Raw genomic sequence first — 21204 nt, forward strand, 5'->3', positions numbered from 1 at the left:
TTGAAAACTTAAAAATTAATATGCTTATCCCTACATAGCATTAATCAATCAAGATTATTATGGAAAAGTATTTTGCGTTCAAAGAACTATTTCTGAACGCCGATTTTATTGCTTGTATAATAAACATGGAAGGGAAAGTGTTATGGTCTAATGAAAAAGCTGAAATTTATTTAGAGTTACATCCAGATGATTATTTCAGCAAATGTGGAGATCAAATTTGTAAAGAAGAGCAACTAACTTCCTGCCAGGATTTTGCAAATGAATGGGATAATTTCAGTGGGAATAAAGTAGCAGAACCCTATACTTATAACAAAGATTTCCTAAAGTGGTCGGTTTCCTGGGATGAAGAAGAGAAGGTTTACTATGCGGTTGCCAGCTTTAATTCAAACTATGAATCTTCAGAGGGGATCCGGAAGAATAAGGAAAATATCAACTATCAATTAGGAATAATTGAAAGAAAACTTTTAGAAGCAGCTTTACATCAGGAATCTGATTTAAAGGAAATGTTCGAGGAATATATTAACGGACTGGAGGCTATTTTCCCTAATATGAAAGCTTCTATTTTAAGAATAGAAGATGGAAAAGTATGGCATATGGCTTCAGGAACACTTCCTAAACTCATTACAGAGGCAATAGATGACCAGCCCATTGGACCTAAGGCAGGTTCTTGTGGAACTTCCGCCTATACAGGAAAAAGAGTTATTGTTGCAGACATACAATCTAATGAACTTTGGGACAATTACAGGCATTTTATTCTTCCCTACGGAATAAGAGCCTGTTGGTCCCAACCCATATTTAATGAGAAAAAAGAGGTCATTGCCACTTTTGCCAACTATTATAATCAAACCTGCTTTCCTACAGAAGAGACATTACAGATCTTTGAACGTTCTTCTTCTCTTATTGGTCTCATCCTCGAAAATATTAGAAAAAGTAAGGATTTGAAAATTAGTATGCAACATGCAGAATATGTGAATAAAGCTACTAATGAAGCCATTTACACCAGAGATTTGGACAGGGAGACTATTGAATGGAGCCAGGGTTATCAGGCTCTTTTTGGTTACCAGGCCGAAAATGCCATACTATCCATAAACGATTGGAGGTTGTTGGTCTACCCTCCGGATTTGGAGAAAATAATGATCTCATTTCAGGAATTCATTAGTGATCCTAATCAGCATAGATGGCAGGCAAAATACAGATTCAAGAATGCAGATAGTAACTACACGGTAGTTAAGGACCAGGGTTACGTAATACGTGATAAAAAAGGAAAAGCTTTACGTATGATTGGTGTTTTAAGCGACATCACCCTGCAACGATCAGTAGAACTAAAAAAGGAACTTTTAAGTGAGTTTAGTGCTATTTTCAGCAATAATAATAGTCTAAAGTCAACACTCTTTGAGGTCACTCAATTGTTTAACGAGTATGCCGATTTCCAGATTTCAGAAATATGGCTGGTTAATTCAGATAAAAGCAAGATTGAACTTTTTGCAGGACACAACAATCAATCGGTCAATATTAATAGTAATTCTATAGAAAGTTACAGGAAAGGAGACGGGGTTCCAGGGGCCGTTTGGGAGGCAGCCAAACTTATAATTTCTGATGTAGCGAATATAAATGATCATTGCAAGCTTAATTATTTAAACAATATTAATCAAATCGAAAAATTAATAGGCGTTCCTTTAAGTAATAACAATGAACTTATTGGGGTATGGATATGCGGTATAAAAGAAGATATTACGTCTCTTAATCTATTCCGTGAAGTATGGCCGGAAATATCGGGCCAGCTGGCAGCCGAAATCAGCCGAAAAAGCCTGGAACAGGATCTGCAACACATCTTTCAGCTGGTACCAGATTTAATAGGGACCTTGGATTATGAGGGTAATTTTAAAAGAATAAATAAGGCCGGTTGTGATCTTTTAGAATATTCCGAAGAAGACCTTCTTAAGAGTTCTTTATTAAATTTACTCTATACAGATAATACTGAGGAATGCAAAAAAACAATTAAGGACAAGATAGATTACGGAAGAAATTTTCATTACGAATGCCAATGTGTTACGGGCTCAGGAGATATAATATGGCTTAATTGGGATTGTACTATCTCGAAAGAAGAAGGGCTTATATATGCAGTAGCTAAGGACATTTCCAAGACAAAAGAACTGCAGCAATTATTTGATAATGCAGGCAAACTGGCACGCATAGGTAGCTGGGAATTAGATATTGAAAAAAACAGGGTTTTCTGGTCCCAGATAACTCGCGAGATTTATGAAGCTCCCCAATGTTACAAACCAACAATGGTATCGGTACTTAAGTTGCTCCGGAAGGATTACTATTCCACCATGGAAAAAGCGATTAAGAACGCCAAAGAGAAAAATATTTCCTGGGATATGGAACTGCCCATCATTACATTGAACGGAAAAGAAATATGGATTCGTTCCATCGGAAAACCGGAAACAAAAAACAATAAATGTATTAGAATATATGGAAGCTTTCAGGATGTAGACCAGAGAAAACGCGCTGAAGACAGGATTCTGGAGCACAATGAAATTTTAAAGGATATTGCGAGGCAGCAATCTCACGATGTAAGAGCTCCCGTAGCAAGGCTTATGGGGATTATAGATCTTATGCAACACGGTGGGTTAAAAACTGGAGAAAAAGAGGAATTACTGGAAAATATCCTGGAATCGGCAGAAGAAATTGATTCCATTATTCGACAAATTGCCGATAAAACTAATTTCTTAGAACACAAGTAATTAATCTTCTTGACTTTGATCTTGAATGTTCTTACAATATGAAATTAGAAGTAATTATTATTGATGATGATAAGATCCTACGGAAAGTTCTAAAAAGAATAATCCAAATCTGCAATCTGACCAAAGAAGTTTTAGAATTTGAAAATGGTGAGGACGCATTGGCATATTTTAGTAGTGAAAATTACAATTCTAAAAAAGCAATTATTTTCCTGGATATCAATATGCCCAGAATAAATGGGTGGGAATTCCTGCAGGAAATGAAAAAACAAAATCTTCTGCAGAATAAAGAAATCTACCTCCTTACTTCTTCAATAGATAAAACAGAGCACTGCAGGGCAGAACAGGATCCTTTTATTAAAGATATTCTTATAAAACCGCTTACAATTGAAAAATTTAAGGGTTTAATCTCTTAAACTAAAATATTCTTAATTATATGATCTTTTTGATTACCCGAAGCTGGTGCGTATGCCGTTTTAAATCTACGTTAAAGATGCCGGAATGGTCAATACGATCAATTCGGACCATTCCATCTACATGGATAATATAATTATCCTGCATCATGATACCCACATGATCAATAACTCCTTCATGATTGTCGAAAAATGCCAAATCTCCGGGTTCACTTTCTTCAATGAAACTTAGAGCTATTCCCTGTGTTGCCTGTTCTGCAGAAGTTCTTTTAATCCTCTGGCCGTTTAATTTGTATACCATTTGCGTCAAGCCACTCGCGTCTATCCCCAAAGGAGATTTACCGCCCCAGCAATAAGGGCAGTTCAAGTATAAAAGAGCAGAATGGACTAAATTCTTTTTCTGTTTAATACCTGAAGAAACCTCGCCTTCAAAAACATGCCGGAAGTTTTGTATAAAATTTAAAGAAGATCCTAGTGGGACAGACATCAAATAACCCTGATCATTTACCACATAGCTTAATAAATCTGAGGATAATTTAAGGCTTTCGTTTTGCAAACGATTATATTCATCTTCTCCGATTTTCAAATATTGCTTATTATTTATAAATGCTTCATATCCATCAAAAGCGAGGCGGATCTTACTCCATTTACCTCTTTCTTCTAAAATTTTAAAATGTTCTCCATATAATATCTGGGAAATCATTTCACTTTGATGGGACGCCAAAAATCGGATAGGGGCGATGCTTAAATGGCAAATACCGTATTGCATTCAGTAATTAATTTGGAAAATTAGGAATTGCGTTCTATTACCATAGCTGAAGCTCCGCCACCACCATTACAAATAGCTGCGGCACCTATTTTAGCGTTGTTTTGTTGCAATACATTTAGCAAGGTCACCACAATTCGGGCACCACTGCAACCAAGAGGATGTCCAAGGGAAACGGATCCTCCATTCACGTTAGTAACGTCATCGCCAAGTCCTAATATCTTCATATTAGCAAGACCCACTACCGAAAAAGCTTCGTTAAATTCGAAGAAATCAACATCCTCCTGCTTTAATTCGGCTTTGGCTAAAGCTTTTGGCAAGGCTTTAGCAGGAGATGTGGTAAACCATTTCGGTTCCTGGGCAGCATCTGCAAAGCTACGTATGGTAGCAAGTACTTTTAATCCCATTTCTTCTGCTCTTTCACGACTCATAAGTATAACTGCTGCGGCACCATCATTAATTGTAGAGGCATTCGCTGCTGTTACCGTACCGTCTTTACTAAAAGCAGGTCTAAGTGAAGAAATCTTGTCGATCTTTACATTTTTGTATTCTTCATCTTCTTTAACAATAATGGGTTCGCCTTTTCGCTGTGGAACTTCCACAGGAACCACTTCATTGTCAAACTTTCCTTCTTCCCAGGCTTTTCTGGAGCGCTTATAAGATTGTATTGCGTAGGCGTCCTGGTCTTCCCTGGAAAATTCATACTCTTTCGCACATAAATCAGCACAAACTCCCATGGCATTGTTATCATAAGCATCTACCAGTCCATCTTTCTGCATGCCATCCTCCATACTTGCCGGACCAAACTTTTTGCCATTTCTAAGGTAAATATAATGCGGTATTAAACTCATATTTTCCATACCGCCCGCCACAACTATAGATGTATCACCTAACATAATAGATTGTGCACCCTGCATCATGGCCTTCATGCCGCTTGCACAAACTTTATTAATGGTTGTGCAGGGGACGCTTGGGGGAATACCTGCGCCTAAAGCAGCTTGTCTTGCCGGTGCCTGCCCCACGCCAGCCTGAACCACATTTCCCATTAAAACTTCCTCTACAAGTTCTGGTTTCAGGTTTATTTTTTCCAAGGCTCCTTTTATCGCAATGGATCCTAATTTTGTGGCCGGTACGGTAGAAAGGCTGCCCAAAAAACTCCCAATTGGAGTACGGACTGCGCTTACTATAACTACTTCTTTATTCATGGTTTTTTATTGTATATATGATATTGCGAAGTTAATGATTTTATAACGAACTTAATAAGAGCTCACGATTCAAGGCGATTTTTAGTACATTTGGTCATTAGCTGAATTTATATATGAGCAATTTCGTAAATAACCTTTATAAAAACCAGGCACTTTTTTATAAGGTTTTTTTATTTATACTCACTGCAGTTTTAATAGTTTATCTGCTTCCAAAGGGAGGGAAGTTTAAGTATGATATACCTAAAAACAAACCCTGGCAGTACGAAAACCTGTATGCCCCTTTCGATTTTGCAATTTTAAAGACAGAGGAGGAAATCCAGGAGGAAAGGCAGGAAATAAGGAATAGTCTTATTCCTTATTATGAGTACGATACAGCTGTAGTAGAAAGGGTAAAGTTTGACGCACGTCAGGAAATTCAACAAGCCTTTAGTGACAGCGTTCTAGACCTGGCTGAAAGGCCGCTGAATGATTTTGTTAACAATACAATAGATAAAATATACAAAAACGGATTGTTGCAGGAGAGTAACAGGATGAAACCGGAGCAACTGGTTTACCTGAGGAAAGGAAATGAAGCTTATGAAGTTACGTATAAAAAAATTCTGAAGCAGGGGGATATAAGTAGTTTTCTTAACAATGAAATTGATCAGGCAAACCTTGGATTTTTCAGGACTGAACTTTTGGAAGTCTTTTTTAATTCCGTAGAGCCTAACGTGGTTTACAATAATGATCTCACGCAAAAGGAACTGGAAAGCAAGCTGGACAACATTTCTTATACCCGCGGTATTATCGAGCAGGGAAGCAGGGTTATCGCAAAAGGGGAAGTTGTAGATAACGGCAAGTATAATATCCTCAGATCCCTGAAGCAAGAGTACGAATCGCAGGTATGGAGCCAGGATAACCATAACTGGATCCTGGTTGGTTATAGTACCTTAGTAGCTTTGGCTTTGCTTATGCTGTTACTTTTTATTAGAAAATACAGAAGGGATATCTTCGAAAATAATGTAAAGGTCACCTTTATTTTTTTCAATATAATTTTTATGGTGATGCTTACCACTTTGGTGGTCAAATTCAATATAGACTACGTCTATGTGGTTCCTCTTTGTATTTTGCCTTTAACACTAAAAGCTTTTTTTGATGCAAGGCTGGGGCTTTTTACCCATGTTATTACAGTGCTGCTACTCGGTTTTATTGTACCTAACAGTTACGAATATATGTTCCTGCAAATCATAGCGGGTATTGTGACGATCCTAACCGTTTCAGAATTATATAAGCGTGCCAATCTCTTTATATCGGTAGGGCAGATTACCCTGGTTTATATAATTTCCTATTTTGCTTTTACAATTATTCAGGAAGGTAGCATAGCTGATGTTGAAGGGGAGGTTTTTCTCACATTCCTGCTTGGCGGACTTGCAACTCTTTTTGTACAACCGCTTATCTATATTTACGAGAAAATCTTCGGAATGGTTTCAGATATGTCTCTACTAGAACTTTCGGACACTAATTCGAGATTACTGAAGGAACTAGCAGAAAAGGCTCCGGGAACTTTTCATCATTCTTTAAATGTTGCAAATCTCGCTGAAGCTGCAGCTAACGAGATACAAGCAAATGCAATGATGGTAAGAGTGGGCGCACTATATCATGATATTGGTAAAATGCAAGACCCCACTTATTTTACAGAAAATCAAACAACCGCTGTTAATTCTCATGATGAACTTTCACCGCGTGAGAGTGCAGAGATTATTATTGGACATGTAATTAAAGGTATTGAAATTGCAAAACGGAATAATCTTCCAGATAGAGTTATAGATTTTATAAGAACACATCATGGGACCAGTACCGTCTATTATTTTCTAATGAAGGAAAAGGAGAGTAGTAATGAAGAAGTTGATCCTGATGATTTCCGGTACCCTGGGCCAATCCCTTTTAGCAAGGAAACTGCTATCCTAATGATGTGCGATAGTGTAGAAGCTGCAAGTAAGAGCTTAAAAGAGCCAACTTCTATCCTTATTGATGATTTTGTAGAAAAAATCATTAATAAACAGATGAAAGATGGCCAGTTTTTAAACTCTAATATCACCTTTAAGGAAATTCAGCTCGTAAAAAAAATCCTTAAGCGTAAGCTTAAGAATATTTATCATTTGAGAGTTGAATATCCCGAGTAATTAATGTAATGCTACAATTTTAAATTCCTGATCATTAAAAGTATAACTTTCCCCTGCCTTTTTTCCTTTTAACCCCTGGTAAACAGGAGCATCGGTGGATATGGCATATACTGTACTTCCATCGTCCATGTTCAATTCTCCTATTGGTACCGCCACATAATATAGGTTTTTATCAGTTTCAACAACACTTCCAAAATTAACGGTTTCGCTATAATGATCCAGGTCTATTTCACTAAGCGTTTCTTTCATTTGTCTGGAATCATCAAGGTAGCTGGCGTTTTTCTCAAAATCACCAAGTAATTTGCCTCTATTGTCTTCGTCGTAATCGGTCTTAATATCGTTTGCATCCATGGACTCCTTTATCATATCCATTTCCTTCTGATATTTTTCTATTCGATTGTTAACGGCATCCAATGCTTTATAGTAAATTTCTTTCTTGTTCATTTTAATTAGTTTGTCGTTTTTTTAAAATTAGGTATCAGTTAGTTTTTAGAAGAACAATTAGCAAAAGTTTAATAACTGTAATTTTAAACACATAAGCCTTAAACCTTATAAAGAGATAATATAAGTTATATACCTTATAATTATAAAATATTAGGTTTTAACCTTATGTTTTGTATATTTGAATATGATAGCCGTACTAACAGCCGATCTTGTAAACTCTTCTAACTATAACGAAGAATTACTTTCCAGAGTATTGACTACTCTTAAGGAGCAGTTTAATAAAATAACCAGTCTTTATGGTCCTGAACTAAAATTCAAGATTTACCGAGGGGACAGCTTTCAGGGTATTATTAATATACCAGAAAAATCTCTGGAAATTTCGTTAATTTTAAAAACAGCTATAAATGCTGTGCATAGTAAAGAAAACTCCAGAGGAAAGGCATACGTAAAAGAAGCTGATTTAAAAATGGCTATAGGAATCGGAAGTTATGAATTTGAAAGGCCATCTATAGCAGAGTCTAACGGGCAGGCTTTCCAATTCTCAGGGCGTAGCCTTGATGATTTAAAAAAGGAGTCACGAACTATTATTCTCAAAACCCCTCGGGAAAATATAAATGCCGAGTTTAATGCAAGTTTTCTTCTTCTAGATACGCTTATGGATAAGTGGAGTATCGCCTCGGCTGAAGTTATTTATTATCTTCTAAGAGGATTAAAAGAGCAGGAAATAGCAGAGAAACTCCAAATCACCCAGTCTGCTGTTAACCAAAGAAAAAAAGCTGCGGGATGGGAGGCAGTTTCTGTGCTGTTACAAAGATATCAGCAAGTTATCGCTAAAAACTTCTAAGTAATAATGGCTATCATACAAATTTTACTGCAGCTTTTACTGGCCCATATTTTAACAGATTTTGTATTGCAACCTACCGCGTGGGTGGTACATAAAAGGAAGAAAAAAGCAAAATCACTTTATCTTTATATCCACTCGATAGTTGCTGGTGTTTTAACTTATATAATCCTTCAGGATTGGGAATTATGGTATATCGCAGTATTTATAACTTTAACTCATTTCGCTATTGATTTGTGGAAATTGAATCACAAAAGAGATACCCTGCGGATTTTTCTGCTTGATCAGTTATTTCATTTTGTTGTTATACTTATTTCCTGGATTTACATCACAGAAAATATCAACAAGATCTTACCATTTATAGAATTCTTTTTTTCATCTTCGGCTCTTTTGGCAATTTCAATAGGATATTTGCTCGTGATATTTCCAGTTGGTTTTCTAGTGGGAAAAGCTACTAAGCGCTGGCATAATGAACTTCTAACAGATGGTAAAGCAGTAAGCCTTGAAGCAGCAGGTCGTTATATTGGTATTTTTGAAAGAATCCTGGTCCTTACCTTTATTCTTACCAACAATTTTTCTGCAATAGGATTTTTAATTGCTGCAAAATCTATTTTACGGTTTAGTGACAAATCTGAAGCAGGAGCGAGAAAGCAAACTGAATATGTCCTTATAGGAACTCTTATGAGTTTCGCTATCACTATAATAATTGGCTTTCTAGTACGCGAGGTCGCGTTCTAAAAGCTGAATATTAGACTGCAGTCGCTCTTTTACAATATTCATCATTCTCTTGTTAAGTGCAGAAGAATTTTGAATGTATTGCCCATATTCCTCCAGGGTAAACTGTCCAATGATAATGCCTTTAAGGTTGTTTCTGAATTTGATATCCTTTTGTATCGCATTTTCAATGTACTTTAATCGTTCATCCAGCCTTAGGTTGTAGAAAGTATTCTTGTGCTTTACAATATAATTTCTAAAAACCACCACCAGGAGCTCATCCTGAAGTTTGGCTACAGGACGCAATGTTCTGTTTTGAAATTTTTCGTCCGGACTCATCTTTTCTGTAACTTTTGCAGAGGGAATGTCCGGCCTGGAGTCTAATAAATAAAGATCTCGTGAGTTCATGACAAGGAAGTTTCTTAAATTTAGAAAATTCCAAAGTAAATACCCAAGTACAGGGATTTACTTTTAAACTATTTATGAACATTCTTCTAGTTAAAATCCTCTTAATCGCTCTCATAAACCTGGGACTTCTTGTTATATTGAAAGGGAATAACCACAATAAATTTATATAATGATTACATCTAAAAACCCGTATACAGGAGAGGAAATTGCAAGCTTTGAGGAGCTGAGTGAGGATCAGATAGATAAAGTCCTGGCGGCGGCCGATATGAGATTTTCCTCCTGGAAAAAAACGTCTTTTGCAGAACGTTCAAAATTAATGAAAGCGGTAGCAGAAGAATTAAAAAAAAATAAGAAAGAGTATGCGCAAGACATTACTTTGGAAATGGGCAAACCTATAAACCAATCGGTTTCTGAAATTGAAAAATGTGCCTGGGTTTGTGAATATTATGCAGAAAATGCTGAAAAACATCTTGCCGACGAAATGATCTCAACAGATGCCGAAAAAAGCTATTTAAGTTATGAGCCCATAGGTGTTGTGCTGGCGGTAATGCCGTGGAACTTTCCTTTCTGGCAGGTTTTTCGTTTTGCGGCTCCTGCATTAATGGCGGGTAATATTGGTGTTTTAAAACATGCGAGCAATGTCATGAAAACTGCACAAAATATTCAAAAGGTTTTTGAAAGAGCCGGATTTCCTGAGCATTGCTTCCAAAGTCTTACTATCGGAAGTAAAAAAATTGAAGCTATTATTAGGGACAAAAGGATTAAAGCTGCAACCTTAACGGGAAGTAAACCGGCGGGTAGTTCTGTAGCTTCTATAGCTGGTGAAGAAATAAAGAAATCTGTGCTCGAATTGGGAGGTAGTAACGCTCTGGTAGTTTTTGAGGATGCTAATATTCCTGAGACGGTTAAATCCTGTGTTATGGCTCGTTTCCAGAACACTGGTCAAAGTTGTATTGCAGGAAAACGTTTGCTCCTTCAAGAGAATATAGAGCAGGAGTTTATGGAAGAATTTGTTAAACAGGTCAAGGAGCTTAAAAGTGGTGATCCAATGGATACAGAGACTTTTATAGGTGTTCTAGCAAGAGAGGATCTGGCTGAAGATCTGGAAAAACAGGTCAATGAAACTTTGGAGCAGGGGGCTTCTCTTGTCATTGGAGGAAAACGGGACAAAGCCTATTTTGAACCTACAATTGTTTCGGGTGTTAAAAAAGGCATGCCCATGTTTGAGGAAGAAACGTTTGGACCGGCTATTTCTGTTACCACTTTTAAAGATTCGAGTGAAGCGGTGGATCTGGTAAATAGTTCTGTATTTGGTCTTGGAGTTTCTATCTTTACTGAGAATAGCGAATTTGCGGCAAAGCTCGTTCCGCAATTTGATGATGGGGCTGTTTTTGTAAATGATCTCGTAAAAAGTGATCCGCGACTGCCTTTTGGGGGAACTAAAGAATCGGGGTATGGCAGAGAGCTTTCTAAAGACGGAATTAGAGAGTTTGTAAATAGAAAAACTGTTTATTTCAATAAATTTTAAAATTATTGCTGAATGAAGTTTGGAAAAGTTGATGATCCCGGAAAAATTGATTTTGCATTACCCGGCACTCATCAGCAAACAAAGGAAGTTCTTGTACAAAAAGAAGCTCGAAAATTTAGAGATGTGAGGGTTGGTTGTGCAAAATGGAGCCGTACAGATCTTAAGAAATTCTACCCAAGAGGAACAAAAGATGAGTTGGCCTATTACAGTACGCAGTTCAATTCTATAGAACTCAATGCTTCTTTTTACAGGATGTTTCCTCAAGCACAATTTGAAAAATGGGGAGAAAAAGCTCATGATGACTTTAAATTCTTTCCTAAGGTACCAAGGATTATTAGTCACATAAAACGCTTAAATGATTGTGAACGATTAGTGGACGATGTCGTCACCAATATGTTACCATTAAAAGACAAGCTTGGAATGGTCTTTCTTCAAATGCCAGATAATTTTCAGCCGAAGTTTATGGAAAGACTGGAGCCATTTTTTAAACACTGGCCAAAAGAAATTCCTCTTGCAGCAGAATTTCGACATAACGATTGGCATAATGACAAAACGGTGGCTAACGCTTTAAATGAATTATTAATTAAATACAATATTTCGAGTGTTATTACAGATAGTGCAGGAAGAAGGGATTTGTTACATATGCGCCTTACCACAGATACTGCATTTATAAGGTACAACGGTGCAAATCACGAAACCGACTACACAAGGCTGGATGATTGGCTCGATCGACTGGAAGAATGGTACGATCTGGGGTTGAAGAATGTCTATTTTTTCGTTCATCAAAACATGGAAATGGCTTCTCCTTTACTTTCGGCATATTTCATTAAAAGATTTAACAAGAAGTTCGGAACAGAATTAGAAATACCAAAAACATTAAATTAACATGGGAAAGCAGGAAATTGCAATAACTGTAGATAGCGTTATTCTATGCAGCACTAATAATCAATTTAAAGTGCTATTAATTAAAAGAAAAAAAGATCCTTTTAAAGATCAATGGGCCTTGCCAGGAGGTTTTATAGAAGAAGGAGAAGATCTGGAGCAGGCAGCCAAACGGGAGCTACTGGAGGAAACCGGAGTGAAAATACACTCAATGGAACAAATCCGGGCCTTTGGGAAACCTGGACGAGATCCACGTGGACGAATGATTTCAATAGCTTTTTTAAGCCGTATTTTTTCTGAGGAAGCTTTATCTCCGGGAGATGATGCTAAGGATGCTGCATGGTTTGAAATAAACGATCTTCCGGAATTAGCTTTTGATCACAACGAAATAATCACTGCTGCACGCGGGTTGCTGTAATGAGGAGTTGACAGTTTTATTTATTAAAAACTAATAAAATAGAATCTCATTTCTGGATTTTTGTAAATATTATAATTCTTACAGCAGGTTTTTATCAGCTCACATTTTTGACCTACTTTTAAAATAAAAATGAGATTTCACACTCGAAAATGGGTTAAACCAGGGGATATGAATCCTAACCGAACATTGTTTGGAGGGAGGTTACTTGAATGGATTGACGAAGAATGTGCATTATATAGTATTATCCAGTTAGAGAACCCGAAGACAGTAACTAAATTTATGAGTGAAATAGATTTCCGTAGCTCTGCCAGAGAGGGTGATATTGTGGAAATTGGAATCGAGGTTGTAAAATTTGGAACTGCTTCGCTCACCCTTCAGTGTGAAGTGCGAAATAAAATGACCAGGGAAATAATTATTACAATAGATAAAATTGTAATGGTTTCTTTAGATGAAAACGGAAAACCAAAACCTCATGGCAAAACTAAAATTGAATTTGTAAAGGACAGATTGGAGAAATAATTTACTTTTTTGCTGTATCGTCTATTCTGTTGATCATGCGAACAGGGAAATCATTTTCAACGCCAGCACCATATAATTTTATTTCCTGTATATCTGCCGGCATATAGAAACCATTCTCTTCAAGCGCCTCTTTTACTGCCCTTACTACGTTTCCTTTGGTAATTAACGCCAGCCGTCTAAAATCTTTAGTGTCCACCCAGAAGAATATCTTAAGATTTACAGTACTCGTGGCCAGTTCATCTTCAATTACGAAGTTCTGATGATCCTTATCTTCTATTACAGTTGGTTCTCTTCGTAGCGCTTCCATTACTATTTTCTTTGCCGCGTCTATGTTATTTTCATAAGCAATGCCTATGGTAAAATTCCACCTGAAAAATCCATCTTCAGTGAAGTTTGTAACAGGTTTGGTTAGAACATCGCTGTTGGGAATGTAGACATCTTTTCCGTCAAAAGTTTTCAATTTGGTGTAACGGAATTCAAGACCTTTTACCTTTCCGAAGTTTTCTCCTATTTCCACAGTATCTTCAATGTCAAAAGGTCTGTTAAAGGCCAATATAATTCCGGAAATAAAATTTTCTCCAATATCTTTAAATGCAAAACCAAGGACTACAGCGCTGGCTCCGGCAGCAGTTAGCACGCCGGTTGCAATTCCGCCAAGGCCTGCAGCTTTTAAGCCCAGCATGACTGCAATTACAAGAAGAAAGAAACGAATTGCCTTTCCCAAAAACCGGCTCATCAATGGATCATCAGTACGGGCAGATATCCTCTTGGTGGCGAACCTGCCAATCCAGCTTCCCATTAGCATTCCAAGGATAATAATCAAGATTCCAAGTGCTATTCCGGGCAATTGTTCAATAAAACTATCATAAAACCGCCCAAAAGATTCTTTTAACGAGGTTACACTGTAAGACCGGTCATTTTCTTGCATTGAGTACTGTTTTTTCTAAAATAGCATTTAAACAATTTGAAGTCGAATAGATTTGTAATGTTTAGATGCGAATAATTTAATCCTTTTTACTTCTTTCTTCTTCATGTTTATTTCGGGCTTCGGTAATTTGGATGTTCGCTCTAATAATTTGTTCCTTTGTTGGTGATGCCGGCCTCTGCATGTTGGCATATTCAGGTTCCAGGCTTAGCGTAATAAAAAAAGGAAAATGATCTGAATCTATAGTATTAATAGCTTTACATTCTACCACCCGAAACTCTTCTGTAACAAAGAAGTGGTCTAAAGGCCAACGCAGTACAAAACTATTAGCATCAAAGGTATTATAAAAACCGCGACCAACCCTCACGTCAAGCAATCCACCTACAGTTTTAAAAAGACCTGTAGTGCCAGACCATGCTACGTCGTTAAAATCTCCCGCTACTACTACAGGTAATTTAGATGCCCTTGCTTTTTTGGCAATTATCATCATTTCCGCATCCCTATCGGTAGAGGAGGGGTTATGTTGTGGCATCGGGGGTGTAGGGTGTATAGCAAAAAGCTGAAATTCGCTGCCGGAGTTTAAGCGCACCCTGGTTTCTATGGAAGGTATGCTGTCATCTACCAAAAAATTGATTTTCGGGTTTTTTAGAGGAAGTTTTGAATACAAAAGCATACCATAAGTATTTTGCATTGGAACTTCTACTTTATACGGAAATTCTGAAATTGCTTCAGTAAGGTTTTCTTTCCATATCTGGTTTGTTTCAGTTAAAAGAATAATGTCTGGGTTTTGAATTTTCAACTCCCTTACCAGTAAGTCTGAATTTTCGTTTTCCTGAAGAACGTTTGCAGCAAAAAACCTGACTACTTTCGTTGGATCTGCATCTTCTGAAGCCTCTCCAACTTCAAATTCGTTATGTGGGAGATAAGGGTAAATCTTTGACAGCTGGAAGATAAAACAAGCAGTGAGAATCGCTACAAAAGCATAGTCTTTCCACGATTTTATATCAAATCTGGCAAAATAAACTACAAGTGCCACCATTGTAAGAATAGTAAGTTGGGTGTGAGGAAAATCCAACATGCGAATCCACCAGTAATCTGTGGCAATTATGGGTGCCAATGTGAAAAGCACGGCCACAATGCCAAAACCCAGTAAAAAAGGCTTCAATTTCATTAGGGAGAATTAAGAAAGATCTAATATAGTTAATCCCGCTTTGCGTTTCCAGTAGATTCCAGCTTTATATTTTTAATATCGTCTCCTGAAGGAGCTTCAAAAAGCTTTAAATCAAAAAAAGGAACAGCTGCTATTAAGTGATCAAATATATCTGCGGTTATGTACTCAAAGTTTTCCCATCTTTTGTCTTTACTAAAACATAAGATTTCCAGAGGTAGTCCCTGCGCTGTTGGTGCCAGTTGCCTTACTATAATGTACAAGTCTTTATTTATAGCAGAATGCTCGTGCAGGTAGGCATCTGCATATTTTCTGAAGACGCCTAAATTTGTTTGATTGCGACCGTTTAAATAGAGGCTTTTATCAATATTATTCTTGTTATTGTACACATCTATCTCGGCCTGGCGGTGCTCTATATATCCAGAAACCAATTTAATTTTTCTAAATTCCTGAAGGTCTTCTTGATTTAAAAACTTTACGGAACTTTGTTTAATGTAAATAGCTCTTTTAATTCGTCTGCCCGGACTCTCCTGCATGCCTCTCCAATTTTGAAAAGAGTCGGAAATAAGGCTGTAGGTAGGAATTGTGGTAAAAGTATTATCCCAGTTCTGCACCCGCACCGTGGCCAGATTTATTTCGGTAACATTACCGTCGGCACCATATTTACTAAAGGTAATCCAATCCCCAATCCTTACAATATCATTTACTGAAACCTGGATAGAAGCTACAAAGCCTAAAATTGTATCTTTAAAAACCAGGAGTAGCACTGCGGAGGCCGCACCCAAAGAAATCGCAAAACTAATTACAGATCTTCCTGTAACTTCAGCAAAAATGAACATAAAACCTATTACCCATAGAATGATAAGAACAACCTGACTGTAACTTTCAATAGGTTTATCACCGTACTCTTCACGGGTCATCAGGTAATTACGGGAGGTGCGAATAAGACTTCGTACAATCCACACCGCAAGTATAATGACGTAGATATTGAACAGAAAAAGTAAACCCTTAAGCAGGAAGTGAAAATCTGCAAATATATAGGGGATTGAATAATAAATTAGAAGTAGTGGAACAATCTGTCCTACATCCTTGGGAAAATTACTTTCTAATAAAAAGTCATCGAAAGTTGTTTTAGTCTTATCTGTAAAGGTCTTAAAAGTTTCAACAACAAAGCGGCGGATTACATATTTTGTAAGCAGAATCAGGAGGAAAAGGATGCTTAAATTTACCAGTAAGTTAATATATATTGCCACTAGTGTATTTACTCCCTGAGAAACCAGTACATTTTCTACCAAACAGAAAAGGTTTTTATAGTTCTGGTTGAAATTCATAAACTAGAGGTATTTTTTATCTACGTAGAACGGACCGAAAGGTAAAAGGGAGCAGAGTAGTATGATCGCAAGATCTTTCAGGTTCCAGTTCATGGTTTTGTAGAGCAACATCGCCACTATAACATAAGCAATAAATAATATACCGTGTGCCATTCCTACAAATCGTACCATCTCTGGTTGATCAAAAAAATACTTGAGCGGCATTGCGACTAATAGTAGAATCAAATAAGAGGTTCCTTCTAAAATACTTATCCATTTAAACGTTTTTCTTTTGCTTTCTTTTTGCATACAAACCTTTTTCATTTGCAAATATAATGGATATAAGCAATTTCAACTTTATTTTGTAAGCTATTAGCTCTTACCGGGAACAAAAATTCATTTTTTTCTTTTAATAAATACGGAAGGAATCTATTTTTCCTATTTTGCACAGTAAAGAATATAAAAACAAATGAACGGAAAAATATTAGTAACAGGAGGACTGGGGTTTATCGGTTCTCATACAGTCGTAGCTCTGCAAGAAAAAGGTTTTGAAGTAGTAATTATAGATAACTTATCAAATTCTTCTATAGATGTGTTGGAAGGGATTGTGAGTATAACTCAGAAAAGACCTGCTTTTGAACAGATTGATCTGCGGGAAAAAGCCGCAGTAAAGAGTTTTTTTGAGAAATACACAGATATAGAAGGAGTTATTCACTTTGCTGCTTCCAAAGCAGTGGGAGAAAGTGTGGAAAATCCTTTGCTCTATTACGAAAATAATCTTTCCACACTTATTTACCTGTTACAGGAACTACAGGAGAAATCCAGTGCAAATTTCATTTTTAGTTCTTCCTGTACGGTTTACGGCCAGGCAGATGAATTGCCAATAAATGAGAATGCTCCGGTGAAAAAAGCAGAATCTCCTTATGGAAATACAAAGCAGATTGGAGAAGAAATTATTGCCGATACCTGCAAAGTAGCATCAGGTTTAAACGCTATTTCTCTTAGGTATTTTAATCCTATAGGAGCCCATCCTTCCGCAGAAATTGGCGAATTACCTATTGGTACACCTCAAAACCTTGTACCTTTTATTACACAAACAGCAATAGGTAAAAGAAAGGAATTGTCTGTTTTTGGTGATGATTATCCTACCAGGGATGGTACGTGCATAAGAGATTATATTCATGTTATGGATCTCGCCCAGGCGCATGTTGTAGCTTTAGAACGCCTAATAAAAGGTCAGGAAAATTCAAATTTTGAGGTCTTTAACCTGGGCACAGGACAAGGTAATACTGTTTTGGAAGTGATAAGTACTTTCCAGGAATCCACAGGTGCAAATTTGCCGTACAAAATTGCCAATCGTAGAGAAGGGGATGTTATTGCCGCGTTTGCAGATACAGAAAAAGCCAATGAGGATTTGGGTTGGAAGGCTAAACGTAGTTTGGCAGATGCATTACAAAGTGCCTGGAAATGGGAGCAGAAGGTATCTAAAGCTGAGGAATAAAAAAAGGAGAGGTACGTAAAATGTCAATTTTCGGCCTTATAAAAAGACCGGCATCTTCTTTTTTTGAAAAGATGCCGGTTTTTTCATTTAACCTGCTGAATTTCGCGCTAACTATCTGGTGCCATTTACCAGGAAAGCGTGAATAACGCCGGGTATCCATCCTATTATAGTCAAGACTATACTTATTAAAAGAGTAGAACCCACACCATGCTTCATATAGACCGCTACGGGTGGTAAGAGAATATTTAAAATTATCGTTAACATATTATTTAAATTTTAGTGATTAATTATTTATATTATTCATTTTCACCGTCCTGGAATTGACGGTATCGGGCCATCATAAACATATAGATAGCATAGCACACTAACCCCGCTGCAACTGCTCCCAGCAACCAGGAACCATATGCAGAATCCTGGATAAAAGAAAAGGCATCTGTCGTGCTCTTAATATCCGATGTATTTGATTCTATTGCAGCCCTGATGAAGAAGAAAGCAAGAATTCCCAAAATTATGCCGCGTGAGATAAGTCCAAGGTATCCAGTATTCTTAATTGTTTTCCTTCGTTTTTCTTCAGAAATAGATTTGTAATTAAATTTTTTCAAGAACTCGTTGGTATAAGCCTTTTTAATCTGAAAAAATCCTGCTACAGCTAATGCAGTGCCGATAATTGCAAAAATGTAGACTCCGGTTTGTCCTGCAAGGAAAGAAGAACTTTGGCCACCACCGCCACTTCCTGAGGAAGGGCCCATATTTATAAGCTGCATAAAAGAGTAAATTGCAAGTCCAAGGTAAATTAAACCACTTACAAAAAATCCTGTCCGTTTAGCCTTGGCTTTCTTGTCTGAACCTATATCTTCAGGATCACTTATGGACTGGATAAAACGCCAGCCCGCGTAACAGAGCAAGCCTAAGCCAATAAGAATTAAAAGTGCATTTCCGAAAGGTTGTTTTTCAAGGAATTCTATTACTTGTAATTTACCTGTTTTTTGTCCTCCCAGGCTAAAAGCGGCCATAAAGGTAAGGACACCCGTGATTGCATATACGCTGCCTTTAGCAACATATCCTGTACGAGCCATCTTCTTAAATTTTGAGTCCATTCAGTTCAGTCGTTTAGTTTGGTTAAACTGAATTTACTTTAAATCAAAGAGATATCTATTACTATTAGGAAAACTTTAATTAACCTTTGTAAGGCTTTAAGGGGAAATGTTAATCTTTAGACCATTTCATAAATAACCAGTGCGTAGAGATAAAATCGTACAAAACGAAGCAATCCAAACATGAGGTAACTAACAAAAGGAAATCTAATGATTCCGGCTGCAACACTTGTAATTGCAAATGGAATAGGGAGTAAAGCTCCAACAATAATTAAAAAGCCGCCCCACTTCCTTGTATTTGCAATGTGCTGTGCCATATTTATTTCGAGTTGTTGATGAACAGAAGGAATCTTGGTAATCCCTTTACCAATAAAATAAGATACTATTCCTCCAGTATAGGAAGCAGCCGCCAGTAATGAAAGATTTAAAATAGGACTGGCAGATTTTCCGGACCAGGCGATAAATAATTCGGGTGGGACAAGTCCAAGTAGCGATTCAGAAATAAAAAATACGCTAATAATTCCTAGCGGGGAATAGGTTTCTGTAACCGTTACCAGCATTCCTTCAATATCTAGCACAAAGTAATCCAGAGCAAGTAAGGCTCCAATAAAAAGAACAATGGGCACAACTGCTTTTTTAACACTCTTCCATACAAACCTATAGAATCCCGTATAACTGTAATACTGGTGTAATAAGCGTATACGCGACTTCTTTTTAGATTTCGCTTTCCTTTTCATCGACAAATTTTTAGCAATTACTTATCCTGAGCCCGGATTAAGAAACTCGTATTTTCTGAATGATTTCGTTGCAGATTTTATTCAGAAAAAGGAAAATGCTAATTCTCCTCTTCATAGGCTTGAAAAGCACTTACATACTCCCGAAGTTCGATTTCATTAACTTTATTTGAAGGATCTGCCATTAAAGAGAATAAATAATCCAAACTTTCCTGTCCGCTGGTTTCTTCAAAATTCTCAGTTGTTTCACCTTCCTCAACAGGTTCGTCATCCGGAATAGAGATTTCAAAACCTTCAGAAGCCTCTATATGTTCGTAGGTTAACCTGATTACTTTTGCCAATAAGGGATTACCTTCTTCAACTACAAGGTTCCTTAATTCTTGAAGATCCTTTACTAAAGTATTAATGATAATTCCGTTGCGATTTAAATCGCGGTGAATTTTATTTAATAAATTTTGAGCTTTTATATTTTCCAAGGGATGATATATTAAATCAGGTTAAACGATTCCAGTTTGTAAAGACTTTTTAAATGAAGCTTTTTCTTATTTTCTGCAAAGTTACTTTTTTTGTGCTTGTGTGAAAGATTTTAACTCAGATTTTGTGCAGTCTTTTCAGTTGAAAATTAACAATAAATTAGTTTTTTATCTTTCAGTGAGATGCCAATCTTCATTAGTTTTAAAACAATTCAAAATTTAAAAAAGATGAATTCATTAGAAGGAAAAGTAGCATTTATAACAGGGGGAACTAAAGGTATAGGATACGGTGTGGCAGAGTCTCTTTTAGCATTAGGAATGAGGGTAGCCATCACAAGCCGTTCGGCTGAACGTGCAGAAGAAGCTTCAAAACAATTGCAGTCTAAAGGAGAGGTTTTAGGAGTGGAAGCCGATGTGCGTGATTTTGAGAGCCAGCAGAAAGCAATCCAAAAAGTCACAGATAAATGGGGTCAGGTAGATGTTGTGATAGCTAATGCCGGAGTGGGGCATTTTGCACCTATAGATGAGTTAACTCCTGAACAGTGGCAGGACACAATAGAAACTAACCTGACCGGAGTTTTTTACAGTGTAAAAGTATCTTTAGATGCCCTCACTAAATCTAAAGGTTACCTTATTACAATTTCGAGCCTTGCAGGAACAAACTTTTTCCCCGGTGGTTCAGCTTATAACGCCAGTAAATTTGGGCTTACCGGTTTTACCCAGTCGGTAATGCTGGACCTGAGACAAAAAGGGATTAATGTTAGTACTATCATGCCGGGATCTGTGGCGACTCATTTTAACGACAATACGCCGAAACCGGAGGATGCCTGGAAAATTCAGCCGGAAGATATTGGGGAACTTGTAGTGGATCTTCTAAAAATGAATCCGCGTACTTTACCCAGTAAAATAGAAGTACGGCCTTCACAACCTCCAAAGAAATAATCTTTGGATCCTA

23 protein-coding genes are annotated in these 21204 nt (G+C 37.1%); 11 read left to right on the forward strand and 12 right to left on the reverse strand.

All coding sequences use genetic code 11. From position 1 onward, the window contains the following. The first annotated feature begins 59 nt into the window (after positions 1–59). The gene (locus tag RM529_RS04145; RefSeq protein ID WP_311483484.1) at positions 60–2747 is read left to right on the forward strand and encodes a PAS domain-containing protein; all 2688 of its coding nucleotides are present in this window, start codon (positions 60–62) and stop codon (positions 2745–2747) included. A 38-nt stretch (positions 2748–2785) separates the two neighbouring features. After that, positions 2786–3160: a response regulator gene (locus RM529_RS04150; protein ID WP_311483485.1), complete on the forward strand. Its 375-nt coding sequence runs from the start codon at positions 2786–2788 to the stop codon at positions 3158–3160. 16 nt (positions 3161–3176) lie between these two features. Here the strand turns inward: RM529_RS04150 and RM529_RS04155 are convergent, their stop codons facing one another. Both RM529_RS04155 and RM529_RS04160 read right to left on the reverse strand, forming a co-directional pair. Beyond that, positions 3177–3926 carry a C40 family peptidase gene (locus tag RM529_RS04155; RefSeq protein WP_311483486.1) on the reverse strand — a complete coding sequence of 250 codons (750 nt, stop codon included), beginning with the start codon at positions 3924–3926 and terminating at the stop codon, positions 3177–3179. A gap of 20 nt (positions 3927–3946) precedes the next feature. Further along, positions 3947–5128, reverse strand: coding sequence for an acetyl-CoA C-acyltransferase (locus tag RM529_RS04160; protein WP_311483487.1), 1182 nt, complete (start codon positions 5126–5128; stop codon positions 3947–3949). A 113-nt stretch (positions 5129–5241) separates the two neighbouring features. On the opposite strand from RM529_RS04160, the gene RM529_RS04165 reads away from it, so the two are divergent. Further along, on the forward strand, positions 5242–7290 hold the full coding sequence (locus RM529_RS04165; RefSeq protein WP_311483488.1) for an HD family phosphohydrolase: 2049 nt from the start codon (positions 5242–5244) through the stop codon (positions 7288–7290). On the opposite strand, the gene RM529_RS04170 is transcribed toward RM529_RS04165, so the two are convergent. Continuing rightward, the gene (locus RM529_RS04170; protein WP_311483489.1) at positions 7291–7734 is read right to left on the reverse strand and encodes a transcription elongation factor; all 444 of its coding nucleotides are present in this window, start codon (positions 7732–7734) and stop codon (positions 7291–7293) included. A 184-nt stretch (positions 7735–7918) separates the two neighbouring features. Between RM529_RS04170 and RM529_RS04175 the strand changes: the two genes are divergently transcribed. Beyond that, complete coding sequence (locus RM529_RS04175) at positions 7919–8578, forward strand: SatD family protein (RefSeq protein WP_311483490.1); 660 nt, start codon at positions 7919–7921, stop codon at positions 8576–8578. A gap of 6 nt (positions 8579–8584) precedes the next feature. Beyond that, on the forward strand, positions 8585–9313 hold the full coding sequence (locus RM529_RS04180; RefSeq protein WP_311483491.1) for a DUF3307 domain-containing protein: 729 nt from the start codon (positions 8585–8587) through the stop codon (positions 9311–9313). Here the strand turns inward: RM529_RS04180 and RM529_RS04185 are convergent. Then, a complete protein-coding gene (locus tag RM529_RS04185) occupies positions 9290–9697 on the reverse strand; it encodes a glyoxalase (protein ID WP_311483492.1) in 408 nt (135 codons plus the stop codon). The two genes, RM529_RS04180 and RM529_RS04185, sit on opposite strands and share 24 nt — an antisense overlap. Positions 9698–9866: 169 nt before the next feature. Between RM529_RS04185 and RM529_RS04190 the strand changes: the two genes are divergently transcribed. From RM529_RS04190 to RM529_RS04205, 4 genes are all read left to right on the forward strand, one after another. After that, positions 9867–11225, forward strand: a complete 1359-nt coding sequence (locus RM529_RS04190; RefSeq protein WP_311483493.1) for an NAD-dependent succinate-semialdehyde dehydrogenase — start codon at positions 9867–9869, stop codon at positions 11223–11225. A 12-nt stretch (positions 11226–11237) separates the two neighbouring features. After that, positions 11238–12110, forward strand: a complete 873-nt coding sequence (locus RM529_RS04195) for a DUF72 domain-containing protein (protein ID WP_311483494.1) — start codon at positions 11238–11240, stop codon at positions 12108–12110. A 1-nt stretch (position 12111) separates the two neighbouring features. Beyond that, entirely contained in the window at positions 12112–12525 is a 414-nt protein-coding gene (locus tag RM529_RS04200; RefSeq protein WP_311483495.1) for an NUDIX domain-containing protein, read from the forward strand. 129 nt (positions 12526–12654) lie between these two features. Beyond that, positions 12655–13044 carry an acyl-CoA thioesterase gene (locus tag RM529_RS04205; protein ID WP_311483496.1) on the forward strand — a complete coding sequence of 130 codons (390 nt, stop codon included), beginning with the start codon at positions 12655–12657 and terminating at the stop codon, positions 13042–13044. A 1-nt stretch (position 13045) separates the two neighbouring features. Here the strand turns inward: RM529_RS04205 and RM529_RS04210 are convergent, their stop codons facing one another. The 4 genes from RM529_RS04210 to RM529_RS04225 all read right to left on the reverse strand — a co-directional run bounded on the left by RM529_RS04210 (position 13046) and on the right by RM529_RS04225 (position 16756). Beyond that, a complete protein-coding gene (locus RM529_RS04210) occupies positions 13046–13972 on the reverse strand; it encodes a mechanosensitive ion channel family protein (protein WP_311483497.1) in 927 nt (308 codons plus the stop codon). 76 nt (positions 13973–14048) lie between these two features. Then, positions 14049–15140: an endonuclease/exonuclease/phosphatase family protein gene (locus RM529_RS04215; protein WP_311483498.1), complete on the reverse strand. Its 1092-nt coding sequence runs from the start codon at positions 15138–15140 to the stop codon at positions 14049–14051. A 29-nt stretch (positions 15141–15169) separates the two neighbouring features. Next, the gene (locus RM529_RS04220; protein WP_311483499.1) at positions 15170–16468 is read right to left on the reverse strand and encodes a mechanosensitive ion channel family protein; all 1299 of its coding nucleotides are present in this window, start codon (positions 16466–16468) and stop codon (positions 15170–15172) included. A 3-nt stretch (positions 16469–16471) separates the two neighbouring features. After that, positions 16472–16756: a DUF3817 domain-containing protein gene (locus RM529_RS04225; protein ID WP_311483500.1), complete on the reverse strand. Its 285-nt coding sequence runs from the start codon at positions 16754–16756 to the stop codon at positions 16472–16474. Between the two features lie 160 nt (positions 16757–16916). Between RM529_RS04225 and galE the strand changes: the two genes are divergently transcribed. After that, positions 16917–17948: a UDP-glucose 4-epimerase GalE gene (galE, locus tag RM529_RS04230; RefSeq protein WP_311483501.1), complete on the forward strand. Its 1032-nt coding sequence runs from the start codon at positions 16917–16919 to the stop codon at positions 17946–17948. A gap of 111 nt (positions 17949–18059) precedes the next feature. Here galE and RM529_RS04235 read toward each other — a convergent pair whose 3' ends face one another. The 4 genes from RM529_RS04235 to RM529_RS04250 form a co-directional block, all read right to left on the reverse strand. Then, complete coding sequence (locus RM529_RS04235) at positions 18060–18212, reverse strand: YqaE/Pmp3 family membrane protein (protein ID WP_311483502.1); 153 nt, start codon at positions 18210–18212, stop codon at positions 18060–18062. Positions 18213–18244: 32 nt separating this feature from the next. Beyond that, on the reverse strand, positions 18245–19024 hold the full coding sequence (locus tag RM529_RS04240; protein ID WP_311483503.1) for a DUF1206 domain-containing protein: 780 nt from the start codon (positions 19022–19024) through the stop codon (positions 18245–18247). Between the two features lie 137 nt (positions 19025–19161). Next, entirely contained in the window at positions 19162–19779 is a 618-nt protein-coding gene (locus tag RM529_RS04245) for a YqaA family protein (RefSeq protein WP_311483504.1), read from the reverse strand. A gap of 98 nt (positions 19780–19877) precedes the next feature. Further along, positions 19878–20252 carry a hypothetical protein gene (locus tag RM529_RS04250; protein WP_311483505.1) on the reverse strand — a complete coding sequence of 125 codons (375 nt, stop codon included), beginning with the start codon at positions 20250–20252 and terminating at the stop codon, positions 19878–19880. A gap of 225 nt (positions 20253–20477) precedes the next feature. On the opposite strand from RM529_RS04250, the gene RM529_RS04255 reads away from it, so the two are divergent. Next, positions 20478–21191, forward strand: coding sequence for an SDR family oxidoreductase (locus tag RM529_RS04255; RefSeq protein WP_311483506.1), 714 nt, complete (start codon positions 20478–20480; stop codon positions 21189–21191). Positions 21192–21204 lie beyond the last annotated feature (13 nt).

This window comes from Autumnicola edwardsiae (assembly GCF_031846505.1).
Taxonomy (GTDB): domain Bacteria; phylum Bacteroidota; class Bacteroidia; order Flavobacteriales; family Flavobacteriaceae; genus Autumnicola; species Autumnicola edwardsiae.